Below are 14,465 nucleotides of genomic sequence, written 5' to 3'. Positions count from 1 at the left end.
CGACCGGCGTCAGACGCCGTATTGCTCGCGGACGGTCTCTCGCAGCATCACGCTGCACCGCGCGATCGCCGCCCGGAAATCGACCAGGGCCCCCTCTTCGGCACGGTCGGAGATGGCGCGGAATGCACGAATCGGCACCCCGAACTGCTGCGCGACCCAGATGTACGCATACGTCTCCATGTCGACCAGCCCCGCACCGGAGGGACGGATGACCGCGGTGATCCCCGCATCGCCGACGAAGCTGTCTCCGGTGGCGATCAGCACGCCGTCTCGGCCCGTCGACACGCGTGCGGGCAGCGACACGTGCTGGCCGGGAACGCCCTCGAGATCGAAGACATCGTGCTGCAGCGCGCTCCCGATCTCGTGCACCACGGCGTCGAGCGCGGGGTCGATCCCTCCGGCAGTGCCGACCACGACGACCTCTTCGTATTCTTTGGCCGCGAGAGCGCGCGTCAGCGCGTAGGTCGCCTGCATCTTGCCCTCGCCGGTGACGAGTTGCTCGAAACCTTCCAGGTCGTCGGGGAACGCTTCGAGTTCGGATGCCATCGCGGCGACGAGGAGTCTCACGCCCTCATTCTCCCATCGTCCGACGACCGGGATCCGCGGCTCCGCGCCCGCCACGTCATTCCGATGTAACACTGGGGGTGGATACTGATCTCGAGAAGACCGGAGGACCCCCATGACCCTTCAGCAGCAGATCTCCGAAGACCTCGGCGTCAAGTCCGAGATCGATCCCGAAACCGAGGTGGAGCGTCGAGTCGGGTTCCTCGTCGACTACCTCCGCACGGCCGGCGCGCGAGGTTTCGTGCTCGGCATCTCCGGCGGACAGGATTCGACCCTCGCCGGTCGCCTCGCCCAGCTCGCCGTCGAACGGGTGCGTGCCGAGGGCGGCGAGGCGAAGTTCCTCGCTGTGCGCCTGCCCTACCGCGTGCAGGGGGATGCTGCGGATGCCGAGGCGGCGCTGGAGTACATCGCGCCCGACGCATCGGTCGAGGTGAACATCCAGAACGGCGTCGACGGCGTCGAGGAGGACATCGAGTTCGCCGTGACCAGCGACATCAGCGATTTCAACCGCGGCAACATCAAGGCGCGTGTGCGCATGGTCACGCAGTACGCGCTCGCAGGGCATGACGGCATGCTGGTGATCGGCACCGATCACGCCGCAGAGGCCGTGACCGGGTTCTTCACGAAGTTCGGCGACGGCGCGGCCGACATCCTGCCGCTGTCCGGTCTGACCAAGCGGCAGGGGCGCTCGCTGCTCCAGTTCCTGGACGCGCCCGAGCGGCTCGCCTTCAAGGTGCCGACGGCCGACCTCCTCGACGGCCAGCCCGGCCGTGCCGACGAGGACGAGCTCGGCATCACCTACGAGCAGATCGACGACTTCCTCGAGGGCCGCACCGTCGATCCCGACGTCGCCGGCCGGATCGAGGCGAAGTACCTCGCGACGCAGCACAAGCGCCACCTCCCGGTTGCCCCCGACGACGACTGGTGGCGCTGACCCGGGACGCGCGCCGTTCGTCCCGTGTCGGATGCCGCGGATAGTGTCGAAGCATCCGACAGAACGGGAGCATCGTGCGGATCGACACTGAGGCGCAGCGCGTCATCTGGAGCGCCAGCGATCTCAAGGCGGCCGCGGAATGCGAGTTCGCCTGGTGCCGTGCGATCGATGCGAAGCTCGGGCGTGTGCCCGCGGTCGAAGAGCCGGAAGATGCCACGCTGAAGCGCGCTGCCCTGCTCGGCGACGTGCATGAGCGCGACGTGCTGGCACGCTACGTCGAAGACCTCGGCGACGACAGGGTCCACCAGATCGAGAAGGTGTCGTCGGTCGATGCCGAGGCGCTCGGCGCGGCGACCGATGAGACCGTGGCGGCGCTCCGGTCCGACGCGCTGGTCGTCTTCCAGGCCGCTTTCGCGACCGATGAGTTCGTCGGCTTCGCCGACTTCCTGCGCAAGGACGACGACGGCCGATGGCGAGTGCAGGACTCGAAGCTGGCGCGCAAGGCTCGGGTCACCGCTCTCATGCAGCTGGCGGCATATGTCGACCAGCTCGACCGGCTCGGCATCCCGCGATCCGACGAGGTCGACCTGATCCTGGGCGACCACAGCATCAGTACGCACGCCGTGGACGACCTGCTCCCGCTCTTCCAGGTCCGTCGGGCCCGTCTACGGGCGCTCATCGCCGACCGGCGCATCGAAGACGGCGCCGCGGGTGCTCCGCTGGCCTGGGGCGACGATCGCGACGACCTGCAGATCGTCGCGTGCGGGCGATGCGCGACCTGCGAAGAGCAGGTGCTGGCCCACCGCGATCTGCTGATGGTCGCACGCATGCGTCCGGTGCAGCGTGCGCGACTCCGCGCGTCGGGTATCGCGACGATCGATGCTCTGGCGTCGGCATCCGAGGCACCGGTGGGCATGAACGCCGACTCCTTCGAAACCCTCCGGGCGCAGGCTCGTCTGCAGATCCGCGCCGATGCCGACGCAGCACCGACCTACGACGTGCACTACGCGCCGGCCATCCACACGCTGCCGCTCCCCAGCCACGGCGACATCTTCTTCGACTTCGAGGGAGATCCGCTCTACACCGAGCCGGCGCCCGACGGCGAGGCGCACTGGGGCATCGACTACCTGTTCGGCTGGGTCGACAACAACGACCAGTATTCGGCGCTGTGGGCGCACACCTTCGCCGACGAGCGTCAGGCTCTGGAAGACTTCCTCGATTTCGTGAAGGTGCGACGCGCGGCGCATCCCGCGATGCACATCTACCATTACGCGCCGTACGAGACCTCGCACCTTGTGGCGATGGCCGCGCGGCACGGCGTGCGTGAGGGAGAGGTCGATCGGCTGCTGCGCGAGGGGGTGTTCGTCGACCTGTATCCGCTGGTGCTGCGCACCGTGCGCGTCGGGTCGCGCTCGTACTCGATCAAGAAGCTCGAGCCGCTGTACATGGGCGACGACGTGCGCACGAGCGATGTGCAGAAGGGCGACGACTCGATCGTGCAGTACGTCGCCGCGCGCGAGCTCGCAGCCGCAGGGGAGCAGCTCGAGGCGGATGCCGTGCTGGCAGACCTCGCCGACTACAACCGCTACGACTGCGTCTCGACCCGTCGTCTGCGCAACTGGCTGATCGACATCGCCCGGCAGAAGGGCGTGACGCCGGCGCCGCCCGACGAGATCGACGAGGTGATCTACGAGCCTTCGCCGCGATCCGTCGCGCTGCTCGCCGATGCCGAGCGCGCGGTCGAGGCCGGGGGAGACGGGCTCGTGCACCGGATCGCCGCCGCGGCGATCGACTACTTCCCGCGCGAGGCGAAGAGCTTCTGGGTGTCGCATTTCCAGCGGCTGCGCGAGCCCGTGACGATGTGGGACGGCACGCGCGACGTGGTGCGCGTCGATCGCCCGTCCTCGACGGTCCGCCGCGAGTGGAGCATCGGAGAGGGGCGGCGGGTGATGTCCCGCGACATCGAGATCCGCGGAGAAGTGTCGCCGGGAACGACCCTGGGGGTCGGCGGGCAGCCGTTCGCGCTCTACGAGGTGCCGGCGCCGTTCGACACCGAGGTGCCGTCGCGGGCTGTGCACGTGCCGCACACCGTGACCGTGAGCGAGGTGCTCGACGACGGCTACCTCGTGACCGAGTCCGCCGTGCAGGGGCAGACGTGGGACGAGCTGCCGGTCGCACTCACGCCGGCCGCGCCGCCGCGCGTGGTGTCGCTGCAGGGCGCCATCGATGAATGGGCCGACAGGGTGCACGCCGAGGCGCCCGGCTTCCCCGCCGATGCGGCGACCGACATCCTGCGCCGCATCCCGCCGCGCACCGCGTCGGGGGCGCCGATCCCGACGGCAGGCGATGACGTGATCGACGCGATCGTGCGGGGCGTCCTCGACCTCGATCGCAGCTACCTCGCTGTGCAGGGTCCTCCCGGCACCGGCAAGACCTACACGGGATCGCGGGTGATCGCGCGGCTCGTGAACGAGCACGGGTTCAAGATCGGGGTCGTCGCCCAGTCGCACGCCATCATCGAGACGCTGCTCGAGCGCGTCGTCGCCGACGGCGTCGCGCCGGGGCAGGTCGCCAAGGCGCCGAGGGACAGCGAGGCGGAGGTCTCGTACACCGCGATCCCCAAGAACGGCATGGCCTCGTTCCTCGCTGAGCATGCCGATGAGGGCGTCGTCGTCGGAGGCACCGCCTGGGACTTCAGCAACACCCAGCGCGTCGATCGGGCGGGGCTCGACCTGCTCGTCATCGACGAGGCCGGGCAGTTCTCGCTCGCCTCGACGATCGCCGTCGCCGCCGGAGCGAAGCGCCTGCTGCTGCTCGGCGATCCGCAGCAGCTCCCGCAGGTGAGTCAGGGCGCTCATCCCGAGCCGGTCGACACGTCGGCCCTCGGCTGGGTCATGGACGGCGATCCGGTCGTGCGGCCCGAGTACGGCTACTTCCTGGCGCGATCGTGGCGCATGCACCCGTTCGTCGCGGCGCCGGTGTCGAAGCTCGCCTACGCCGGTCAGCTCGCCTCCGCGCCCGGAACGGAGAACAGGTCGATCGACGGCATCGATCCCGGACTGCACGTGGTGCCGCTCCGTCACCGTGGAAACGCCACGCAGTCGCCCGAAGAGGCCGCCGAGGTCGTGCGTCTCGTCGGCGATCTCATCGGCCGCACCTTCACCGACAACGACCCTGCTGCGACGACGAGACCGCTCGTGCAATCCGACATCATCGTCGTCACGCCCTACAACGCGCAGCGTCAGCTGGTTCTCGATGCGCTCGCCGAGGCCGGGTTCTCCGGCGTGCCCGTCGGCACGGTCGACAACTTCCAGGGCAAGGAGGCGGTCGTATCGATCACCTCGCTCGCGGCCTCGAGCGGACGGGATGCGCCCCGCGGGCCGGAGTTCCTGCTGCTGCAGAACCGGCTCAACGTCGCGATCTCCCGCGCGCAGACGGTCGCCTATCTGATCCACTCGCCGGCGTTGCTCGACGACCTTCCCTACACGCCCGAGGGCGTCGCCCGGCTCAGTGCTTTCGCGCGACTGGTCGGGGCCGCAGGGTGAGCACGCTCGGGCACACGACCGACGACATCCTCCGCGCGGCGGCCGCATGGGCGTGGTTTCCGCGCGACAGCGACCGCGCCGTCGAGCACCTGACGCTCGTGCGCTACCCGGCACGATTCGGCGGCGGGGTGCGCGGCTCGCAGGTGCGCTCGTCCTCCGACGCCGCGGCGGTGCTGGATCACGCCGTCGAGCGCACGAGGAACTGGGGCGAGTCCCGACTGACCTTCTGGACCAACCCTTCGGACGGCCCCGACCTCGAAGGGGAGCTGCAGCGACGCGGTGCGGAGCACATCGACACCGTCGCGGTGCTCGCGCGCACCATCGACGATCTCTCCATCGACGTGCCGCGCGGCGCGACCGGCGAGATCGTCCGCACGCTCGACCAGGTGCGCGAGGTCGACGTGATCAACGTGCCCGTGTGGGAGCAGGCTCCGCTCGACGAGGAAGGCCTGCGCATCGAGCTGGCGGAAGTGACCGGCCAGCGCGAGGCGGGGGAGGGCCTGCGCGTGCTCGGGCGCCTCGAGGGCCGGGCGGTCAGCACAGGCGGCTGCACGATCGTCGACGGTTTCACGCGCCTCTGGGGTGCCGGGACTCTGTCGGAGTTCCGCGGCCGAGGGGCGTACCGCGCCGTGCTCGCCGAACGACTGCGGGCGAGTGCGGAACTCGGCGCGACCACGGCCCTGGTGAAGGGGCGCGTCGACACCTCCGCGCCGATCCTCACCCGAGTCGGATTCCGGCACTATGGCGACGAGCGCGCGTATCGACTCGACATCGCCTAGCGGCGGCCGCAGGCGACGAGCAGCGTCGCGATCAGACGGTGCCGTAGAGCCGATCGCCGGCGTCACCGAGGCCGGGCACGATGTAGCCCTTCTCGTTGAGACGCTCATCGAGAGCACCGAGCACGAGCGTGACATCGCGGTCGCCCGCCATCGCCTCGATCGCAGCGACGCCCTCGGGGGTGCCGAGCAGGCAGATCGCGGTGACATCCTTGGCCCCGCGGTTGAAGAGGAACTGGATCGCCGCCGCGAGCGAACCGCCGGTGGCGAGCATCGGGTCGATGGCGAAGCACTGCCGGTCGCTGAGATCGTCGGGCAGACGCTCGGCGTAGGTGGTCGGCTCGAACGTCTCCTCGTCGCGGACCATGCCGAGGAACCCGACCTCCGCCGTCGGGAGGAGCTTGACCAGGCCCTCGAGCATGCCGAGACCGGCACGCAGGATCGGCACCACGATCGGCCGCGGCTCCGAGATCTTCACGCCCATCGTCGTCGTCACCGGAGTGGTGATCTCGATCGGGCTGACCTTCACGTTGCGCGTCGCCTCGTAGGCGAGCAGGGTCACGAGCTCTTCGGTGAGCTGCCGGAAGACCGGCGACGGGGTGCGCTGGTCGCGCAGCACCGAGAGCTTGTGGGTGACGAGAGGGTGGTCGGCGACGTGAACACGCATGGATACAGGCTAATGCGCGGCGCCCCTCGGCACGACATCGGCCTCGGCAAGAGGCCGGCGCGGCTGTCGTAGGCTCGAGCCATGACCGCCGCCGACGATCTCGCCATGCGACGTGCTCTCGTGCTCGCTGCGGAAGCTTCGGCCGCCGCGGAGATCCCTGTCGGAGCAGTGATCCTCGACAGCGAGGGACACATCGTCGCCGAAGGTCGCAACAGCCGCGAGGAGACGCACGACCCGACCGGGCACGCCGAGATCGAAGCGCTGCGGCGAGCGGCGGCATCCGTCGGCTCCTGGAATCTCCAGGGTCACACCCTCGTCGTGACCCTCGAGCCGTGCCTCATGTGCGCAGGAGCGATCCTGCAGGCGCGGGTCGGCCGGGTGGTCTTCGGCGCGTGGGATGACAAGGCAGGAGCGGCGGGGTCGATATACGACGTGCTCCGCGACCGCCGTCTTCCCTACCGGGCGGAGGTCGTCGGCGGCCTCGAAGCGGATGCCGCGACCGCCCTGCTGCGCGACTTCTTCGAGCAGCGCCGCTGAAGACCGCGATCTTCGGAGACGTGCACGTTCTGCGGATCAGATCGCAGGAATCGTCCGAAGAACGTGTGATCGTCCGAAGAGTCCGCCGCGCTTCAGTCCGATGACTTCAGCACGAACACGTCGGTCGAGGGTTCGGGGTCGATCGCGGGACGGTACACGTCCGGCTCGATGTAGACGACCCGCGCGACCGGCACGGCCTCGCGGATACGAGCCTCGATCGCGTCGATGTCGCCGGCCGCCTCGCGCAGCGGCTTGTCGGCGCTGAGCGCGATCTTCGCGGCGACCATGAACTCATCCGGCCCGAGGTAGAGGGTCTTCATGTGGATGATCTTCTCGACCTCGTCGCCGGCGTTGATCGCGTCGACGATGCGGTCGTAGTCCGCCTGCGTCGCGCCTTCGCCGACGAGCAGGCTCTTGGTCTCGACGCCCAACACGATCGCGATGACCACGAGCAGCACGCCGATCATCACGGTGCCGAGGGCGTCGAAGAGCGGGTTGCCGGTGATCAGCGTGAGGCCGACGCCGAGCAGCGCGAAGGTGAGGCCGGTCAGCGCGCCGACATCCTCCAGCAGTACGACCGGCAGCTCCGGTGCCTTCGACCGGCGCACGAACGACACCCAGGACTGGCCCTTCTCACGCACGAGGTTGCTCTCGCGCACGGCCGTGCGCAGCGAGAACGACTCGAGGCCGATCGCGATGACCAGCACGACGAGGGGCAGCCACCACCACGTCTGGTCTAGTTCATGCGGGTTGGTGAGCTTCTCGACGCCCTCGTAGATCGCGAACAGTCCGCCGACGGAGAAGAGGATGATCGAGACGACGAACGCGTACACGTAGCGCTCGCGCCCGTAGCCGAAGGGGTGCGAGCGATCGGCTTCGCGCCGGGCCTTGCGGCCGCCGAGCATCAGGAGCAGCTGGTTGCCCGAGTCGGCGACCGAGTGGATGGCCTCGGCGAGCATCGATGCGGAACCGGAGAGTGCCCAGGCGATGAACTTCGCAATGGCGATGCCCAGGTTCGCCAGGAACGCCGCGACGATGGCCTTGTTGCCTCCGGATGCACTCATGCCACGAGTCTAGAACCGCTCGCCGATGGATACCGGAGCGCCCGCCGTAGGATGACGACATGGCTGAATCGCTTCCCTCTCTCGCGTTCCTCGGTGCCGGTTCGATGGGAGGGGCGATCCTTCGCGGCGTCGTCGCCTCCGGCATCCGCATCGACGGCGGGATCACCGCCACCAATCGCACGCCCGAGAAGGCGCAGGCGTTCTCGGATGTCGACGGGGTCACCAGCATCGCGCTCTCCGAGCAGCCCGACGGCAACGCGGATGCCGTGGCCGGAGCGCGCATCGTGCTCGTCGGCGTGAAGCCGGCGATGGTGCCGGATCTGCTCCGTGAGATCGCACCGCATCTCGCGTCCGACGCGATCGTGGTCAGCCTCGCCGCCGGCGTCACGCTGCAGACCTTCGCCGATGTTCTCGGGGCTGACGCCCGCGTCATCCGCTCGATGCCGAACACTCCGTCCACCGTGCGCAAGGGCGTGGCGGGTCTCGCCGCCGGAGCGTCCGCGACCGCAGACGACCTGGCGCTCGTCCGCCGCCTGTTCGAGACCGTCGGGGCGGTCGTCGAGGTGCCCGAATCGCAGATCGATGCGCTCGGCACGATCTCCGGCTCCGGCCCCGCGTACGTCTACCTGCTGATCGAGGAGTTCACGAAGGCCGCGATCGGCCTGGGATTCACCGAGGCCGACGCGCGCCTCATGGCCGAGCACACGTTCATCGGTGCGACGGCGCTGCTCGACGCCTCGGGGGAGGATCCGGCCGAGCTCCGTCGCCGGGTCACGAGCCCGAAGGGTACGACCGAGCGCGCGATCGCCGTCCTGCAGGATGCGCACCTCGATCAGACCTTCTCGGATGCCGCGGCGGCGGCCCTCGCCCGCTCCAAGGAACTCGCCGCCGGAGCCTGAGCGATGCAGCTGCGGATCGAAGGGGAGATCTGGCACTGGCGCGGCCCCGCGCCGTTCCACTTCGTCACCGTGCCGCCGGCGGAGAGCGAGATGATCCACGAGGTCGCCTCGATCGTGACCTACGGGTGGGGGATGATCCCGGCATCCGTCACGATCGGCACGACCACCGTGACCACCGCTCTCTGGCCGAAGGACGGCGGCTACATCGTGCCGATCAAGAAGGTGCTGCGGGACCGCGAGGGCGTGGGCGTCGACGACGTCGTCGAGATCACGCTCGACATCGACGCCTGACGGCAGGAGCATTCATGAGCGATGCAGAACTCCGGGCGCGGGACCTGGTGATCGTCGCGATGGACTACGGCCAGTTCACCCTCGCCGGAGGCTTCGAGGCCGACGATCTCGCCCTGCTCGCCGCGGCGCAGCAGCATCCGCCCTCGGCGAGCGATGGACGTTCAGTGCTCGTGCTGAGCCCGCACCAGAACAACTTCGCGATGAAGGTCGTGGTGGAGCTCTGGTCGGACCGACCTCCGCGTGACGAGACCGCCTGGGATCAGGTCTCGGTCGAGCCTCTGGCGGTGGGGCCGACCGGGGCTCTGCGGCTGGCCAGTCCGACGCTCGACGACACGCTCTGTCCCACGCCGCCGGATGAGTACCGGGTGGAGATCAGCGGCCGCGGCTTCGTCAACTACGGCTGGCCGGGATCGACCGAACCGGGGGACGAATGGCGACTCCGGCTCTGGCCGTCGTCCTCGGGGTCACCCGGGGATGTTCGCCGGCTCTGGAACATGCCCGGCTACGGCACGCCGTGGTCGCCGATTCCGGGGTCCGTCGCCTGAGCCGTGCGCGAGAGCGGATGCCGAGTCAGCGGTCGAGGGCTGCGAAGCGCTCGATGTCGCTGTTGGTGCCCGACACGATGATGAGGTCGTGGTTCGTCACGATGGTGGCGGCCTCGGCGTAGCGGAACGGCTTGCCCGGGCTCTTCACGCCGACGACGGTGACCTTGTACTTCGAGCGCACGCCCGACTCGTTCAGTCCGACGCCGCGGATGAACTTCGGCGGGTACATCTTGGCCAGCACGAAGTCGTCGTCGAAGCGGATGAAGTCGAGCATCCGGCCGCTCACGAGGTGCGCGACACGCTCGCCCGCTTCGCGCTCGGGGTAGATGACGTGGTTCGCGCCGACGCGGGCGAGGATCTTGCCGTGCGACTGTGAGACGGCCTTGGCCCAGATCTGCGGCACCTTGAGGTCGACGAGGTTCGCGGTGATGAGGACGGATGCCTCGATCGACGAGCCGACGGCGACGACCGCGACCTGGAAGTCGCCGGCACCGATCTGGCGCAGCGCATCGATGTTCTTCGCGTCGGCCTGCACGGTGTGGGTGACGCGATCGGACCACTTCTGCACGAGCTCGAGGTTGTCGTCGATCGCGAGGACCTCGCGGTCGAGGCGGTCGAGCTCGCCGGCGCACGCGGCACCGAATCGACCGAGACCGATGACGAGGACGGGAGCGTCGCCCCGGAGGACTTCAACCAACGATCGGCCTTTCCACGGGCAGCGAGTAATACTGCGATCGCGATGTCGCGGCGACTGCCGCGGCGAGTGTCACTGTACCAACGCGGCCCATGAAGATGGTCGCGGCCATGACGTACGACGCCGAATCGGGCAGCTCCGCGGTGAGACCGGTCGACAGGCCGACCGTGCCGAACGCGGAGATGACGTCGAAGAGCACATGGCTGATGTCGTCTTTGGTGATCTGGGCGATCACGATGGTCGACAGGGCGACGATCGTGGCTCCCCACGCGACGACGCTGAGCGCGACGCGCTGCACGTCGCTGGGGATGCGACGGCCGAACACCTCGACGGACTGGCGTCCCTTCGCCTCCGACCAGACGGCGATCGCGAGGACCGCGAGAGTGGTCACCTTGATACCGCCTGCGGTGGACGCCGAGCCGCCGCCGACGAACATCAGCATGCTGGCGGCGAGGAGGGACGAGCCGTTCAGGTCGTCCATCTCGATGACGTTGAACCCGCCGGATCTGGTCATCGCCGACAGGAAGAACGCCTGGAACGTCGTGTCCGCCGCATCCATCGAACCGAACGTCTTCGGGTTGTTGAACTCCAGGATGAGGAACACGGCGGCACCGAGCACGAACAGCAGCACGGTGGTCACCAGGGTGAGCTTGGTGTGCAGCGACCACTTCTTCACGTGCCAGACGTGCTTCGCGAGCGTGTAGATGACCGGGAAGCCGATGCTGCCGAGGAACACGCCGATCATGAGCAGGCTGAGCACGAGGTAGTCGTCGGCGAACACGGCGACGCCGCCGTCGTTCGGGGCGAAGCCCGTGTTGGTGAACGCCATGGCGGCGAAGTACGGCGCCTCCCAGAGGGCGGCGATCGGATCGACCTTCGCCATCACGAGTGCGGGGTACAGCAGAGCGGCGAGTGAGGCTTCGATGATCAGGGCGGAGACGGCGACGGTGGTGAGCAGCTGACCGACCTCGCCGAGGCGCACGGTCTGGCTCTCGTTGACGACGCCGCCGTGCGCGCGCAGGGGGTTCGTGTCTCCGGCGGCCATCAGCTTCGCCCGCAGTCCGAGTCGTCGCGAGATGAGCATGCCCATCAGCGAGGCGAGCGTCAGCACGCCGAGCGCTCCGATGTTGACGCCGACGAAGACCACCACGTGACCGAAGGGCGACCAGTAGTTCGCCATGTCGACGGTCGCGAGGCCCGTGACGCAGATGGTGGAGACGGCGGTGAAGAGCGCATCGCTCAGCGGGGTGACCGTGCCGCTCGCCGAGGCGATGGGCAGAGACAGGAGAACCGTGAAGACCAGGATCAGCAGGGCGAAGATGACGATCGCGAAGCGCGACGGCGACGAGGTGACGATGTGCTTGACCCAGTCGACGGCACCTTCGAGGCGCTCACGCGGAGACGACGCCGAAGCGATCCCCGACATCGCGTCCCCCTTCGTCCGGCCTGTGCCCGTCCGGGCGGTCACGCGGCGCCTTTCGCCGAGCCTTCGTCATGGTACTCCGTGGCGGGGACGACTACCCTGATCACATGACGGACATCTTCGACGTGATCGCAGACGGTACGAGGCGCGACATCCTCCAGCTCCTGCTGCGACGCACGGCCGAAGGAGAATCGGGTATCAGCGTCAGTCACATCGTCGCCGACCTGGGCATCAGTCAGCCCACCGTGTCGAAGCACCTCAAGGTCCTGCGCGACGCCGAGCTCGTCTCGGTGCGCGAAGACGGACAGCGTCGCTTCTACAGCCTGTCGGTCGAACCGCTCGAGGTGGTCGACGACTGGCTGGTGCCGTTCCTCGTCGACGCGTACGGCGATGACGCGCCCGACATCGACTACCCGGTCGTGCCGCTGACCGACAGCGCCGCTCATGCGGCAGAGGTGGTCGGCCGCGCCGCAGCATCCGCGAAGCACGTCGTGACCTCGGCGCTCAAGCGTTTCGGCGGCTGACGACCTGTCGTCCTGCTCCGGCGCGAATGAGGCCGGACATGACTCGCCCCTGACGACAGGGGGGCATGTCGTCAGGGGCGAACCGCGGGCCCCAGCCCGCGTGGACTCGGCGGTGCCGGCACAAGTCCTGTGATGACAATGGCAGGTCCGGCTGGGTGCGAGGCCCGCAACGGCTATGTCTCCGCTGAGACTCCGTCCCTATCGCGTGAGTCCGTGTCTCAGCGTCGAGCCGCCTTGCGACGGAACAGCCAGGCGCCCCAGACCACCGCGATCAGCAGGATCACGAGGCACCAGCCGATCGCCCACCACGGCTCACTCTGCAGCGGCGCGTCCATCAGCAGTCCGCGGATGGTCTCGACGATGGGAGTGATGGGCTGGTTCGCGGCGACCGGCTGCAACCAGGCCGGCATGCTCGCCACCGGCACGAAGGCGCTGGACAGGTACGGCAGGAAGAGCAGGACGAAGCCGTAGCCGTTGGCGCCCTCCGGGCTTCCCGCGGCCAGCCCGATCGCGGCGAACAGGTAGGTGATGGCGAGGATGTACAGCGCGATCAGTCCGGTCATCGCGATCCATTCCAGCGGGGTCGCGCTCGGACGGAACCCGACGAGGATGCCGACTCCGATCACGATCGCCGTCGCGATGAGGTTGCGCAGCACGCTGGCCACGACGTGTCCGGTCAGCACGGCGCCGGCGCGCAGGGGCATCGTGCGGAACCGGTCGATGATGCCGGTGCGCATGTCGTTTGCGACATACACGGCGGTCGACGAGGCGCCGAACCCGGCGCATGTGAGGATGATCCCCGGCACCACGTAGTCGACGTATGCCCCGGAGGGATCGATCGCACCGCCGAACACCCAGGTGAACATGAGCATGAGCATCACCGGGAGCATGATCGCCATCAGCAGCGATTCGCCGTCGCGCAGGGAGTGGCGGAGACTGCGTCCGACGAAGACGGCCTCGGCCGTGAAGCCGCCGACGCGCGGACGCGGTGCGGGGGAGGACGGGACGGATGCCGTGACTCGAGGCGCGGCGACGGCGATGTTCATGCGAGCTCCTTCATGGAGGGGGTGGCAGCGGATGAGGTGACGGCGAGGAACACGTCGTCGAGCGTGGGGCGGCGCAGCGTGATGACGCCGTCCGCTCCTTCCTCGTCCAGCAGATCGAGCGCCCGACGGAGGTCGGCGACCGACCCGTCGGTGGGGATCTCGCGGACGAGGTCGCCGCGACCGTCGTGCAGTTCGACGGTGTCTCCGCCGACGCGGGACTTGAGTTCGGCGGGCGTGCCCAGCGCCGCGATCCTGCCGTCGTGGAGGACGGCGATCCGGTCCGCGAGCTGGTCGGCCTCCTCGAGGTACTGCGTGGTGAGGAAGACGGTGGTGCCGGTGCGAGCGAACTCGCGGATGATGTCCCAGAGGTCCCGGCGACTCCGGGTGTCGAGACCCGTGGTCGGCTCGTCGAGGAAGAGCACCTGGGGCGTCACGACGAAGCTGAGCGCGAGGTCGAGACGACGGCGCATACCGCCGGAGAACGTGCGCACGACTCGTCCCGCGGCATCCGTCAGGTCGAACTGAGCGATGAGGTCGGCGGCACGTCGCTTCGCCGCGGCGCGGCCGAGACCTGCGAGCCGAGCGAACATCACGACGTTCTCGGTGGCGGTGAGAGCGTCGTCGACAGCGGCGGACTGCCCCGTGAGGCTGATCCGGCGCTGCACCTCAGAGCTCCGGGCGCGCACGTCCCATCCGGCGACGTGCGCTGATCCGTTGTCGGCCGAGGTGAGTGTGGTGAGGATGTTGATGATGGTCGTCTTGCCGGCGCCGTTCGGTCCGAGCAGGGCGAACACCTCTCCGCGGGCGACGGTGAAGTCCAGGCGGTCGACGACTGTCCTCCCCTTGAAGGCCTTGCTGAGGCCCTGCACTTCGATGGCTGTCTCCATCGTGCTGTCCCTTCTGTGTATGACGCAAACTGTGTACCCGTGAAACAATTGTGTATGACCGCAACACAC

Annotated in this window: 15 protein-coding genes; 8 read left to right on the top strand and 7 right to left on the bottom strand. The window is 68.6% G+C overall.

Annotated features, from left to right (window positions below):
- Positions 1-9: 9 nt before the first annotated feature.
- Entirely contained in the window at positions 10-567 is a 558-nt protein-coding gene (locus tag LC452_RS15600; protein WP_223626910.1) for a nucleoside phosphorylase, read from the bottom strand.
- Between the two features lie 112 nt (positions 568-679).
- Here LC452_RS15600 and nadE point away from each other — a divergent pair, with 112 nt between their 5' ends.
- From nadE to LC452_RS15585, 3 genes are all read left to right on the top strand, one after another.
- Positions 680-1,498 (top strand): ammonia-dependent NAD(+) synthetase, encoded by an 819-nt coding sequence (gene nadE, locus LC452_RS15595; protein WP_223626908.1) that lies wholly within the window; start codon positions 680-682, stop codon positions 1,496-1,498.
- Between the two features lie 74 nt (positions 1,499-1,572).
- Positions 1,573-5,043, top strand: a complete 3,471-nt coding sequence (locus tag LC452_RS15590; protein WP_223626906.1) for a bifunctional RecB family nuclease/DEAD/DEAH box helicase — start codon at positions 1,573-1,575, stop codon at positions 5,041-5,043.
- Positions 5,040-5,822 carry a GNAT family N-acetyltransferase gene (locus LC452_RS15585; RefSeq protein WP_223626904.1) on the top strand — a complete coding sequence of 261 codons (783 nt, stop codon included), beginning with the start codon at positions 5,040-5,042 and terminating at the stop codon, positions 5,820-5,822. The genes LC452_RS15590 and LC452_RS15585 overlap by 4 nt, the downstream gene beginning before the upstream one ends.
- Before the next feature lie 31 nt (positions 5,823-5,853).
- Here LC452_RS15585 and upp read toward each other — a convergent pair whose 3' ends face one another.
- On the bottom strand, positions 5,854-6,486 hold the full coding sequence (upp, locus tag LC452_RS15580; RefSeq protein WP_136057072.1) for a uracil phosphoribosyltransferase: 633 nt from the start codon (positions 6,484-6,486) through the stop codon (positions 5,854-5,856).
- 81 nt (positions 6,487-6,567) lie between these two features.
- Between upp and tadA the strand changes: the two genes are divergently transcribed.
- Entirely contained in the window at positions 6,568-7,023 is a 456-nt protein-coding gene (tadA, locus tag LC452_RS15575) for a tRNA adenosine(34) deaminase TadA (RefSeq protein WP_223626902.1), read from the top strand.
- A 92-nt stretch (positions 7,024-7,115) separates the two neighbouring features.
- Here the strand turns inward: tadA and LC452_RS15570 are convergent, their stop codons facing one another.
- A complete protein-coding gene (locus LC452_RS15570) occupies positions 7,116-8,087 on the bottom strand; it encodes a cation diffusion facilitator family transporter (protein ID WP_223626900.1) in 972 nt (323 codons plus the stop codon).
- A gap of 59 nt (positions 8,088-8,146) precedes the next feature.
- On the opposite strand from LC452_RS15570, the gene proC reads away from it, so the two are divergent.
- Genes proC through LC452_RS15555 form a run of 3 tightly spaced genes read left to right on the top strand, consistent with a single transcriptional unit; the run spans position 8,147 to position 9,822 of the window.
- Complete coding sequence (gene proC, locus LC452_RS15565) at positions 8,147-8,986, top strand: pyrroline-5-carboxylate reductase (protein WP_223626898.1); 840 nt, start codon at positions 8,147-8,149, stop codon at positions 8,984-8,986.
- Between the two features lie 3 nt (positions 8,987-8,989).
- Positions 8,990-9,277: a DUF1905 domain-containing protein gene (locus LC452_RS15560; RefSeq protein ID WP_223626896.1), complete on the top strand. Its 288-nt coding sequence runs from the start codon at positions 8,990-8,992 to the stop codon at positions 9,275-9,277.
- Positions 9,278-9,291: 14 nt separating this feature from the next.
- A complete protein-coding gene (locus tag LC452_RS15555) occupies positions 9,292-9,822 on the top strand; it encodes a hypothetical protein (RefSeq protein ID WP_223626894.1) in 531 nt (176 codons plus the stop codon).
- Between the two features lie 25 nt (positions 9,823-9,847).
- Here LC452_RS15555 and LC452_RS15550 read toward each other — a convergent pair whose 3' ends face one another.
- Complete coding sequence (locus tag LC452_RS15550) at positions 9,848-10,519, bottom strand: TrkA family potassium uptake protein (RefSeq protein WP_046013607.1); 672 nt, start codon at positions 10,517-10,519, stop codon at positions 9,848-9,850.
- Positions 10,512-11,942, bottom strand: a complete 1,431-nt coding sequence (locus LC452_RS15545; protein ID WP_223626892.1) for a TrkH family potassium uptake protein — start codon at positions 11,940-11,942, stop codon at positions 10,512-10,514. The genes LC452_RS15550 and LC452_RS15545 overlap by 8 nt, the downstream gene beginning before the upstream one ends.
- A 104-nt stretch (positions 11,943-12,046) precedes the next feature.
- Here LC452_RS15545 and LC452_RS15540 point away from each other — a divergent pair, with 104 nt between their 5' ends.
- Complete coding sequence (locus LC452_RS15540; RefSeq protein ID WP_223626890.1) at positions 12,047-12,463, top strand: helix-turn-helix transcriptional regulator; 417 nt, start codon at positions 12,047-12,049, stop codon at positions 12,461-12,463.
- A gap of 218 nt (positions 12,464-12,681) precedes the next feature.
- On the opposite strand, the gene LC452_RS15535 is transcribed toward LC452_RS15540, so the two are convergent.
- Entirely contained in the window at positions 12,682-13,509 is an 828-nt protein-coding gene (locus LC452_RS15535; protein WP_223626888.1) for an ABC transporter permease, read from the bottom strand.
- Positions 13,506-14,396, bottom strand: coding sequence for an ATP-binding cassette domain-containing protein (locus tag LC452_RS15530; RefSeq protein WP_223626886.1), 891 nt, complete (start codon positions 14,394-14,396; stop codon positions 13,506-13,508). The genes LC452_RS15535 and LC452_RS15530 overlap by 4 nt, the downstream gene beginning before the upstream one ends.
- Positions 14,397-14,465 lie beyond the last annotated feature (69 nt).

The sequence above is a fragment of the Microbacterium sp. EST19A genome (assembly GCF_019969685.1).
In the GTDB taxonomy this organism is placed as follows: Bacteria; Actinomycetota; Actinomycetes; order Actinomycetales; family Microbacteriaceae; genus Microbacterium.
The sequence above is the reverse complement of the archived record's forward strand: the minus strand, read 5'-3'. Positions and strand labels throughout refer to the sequence as shown.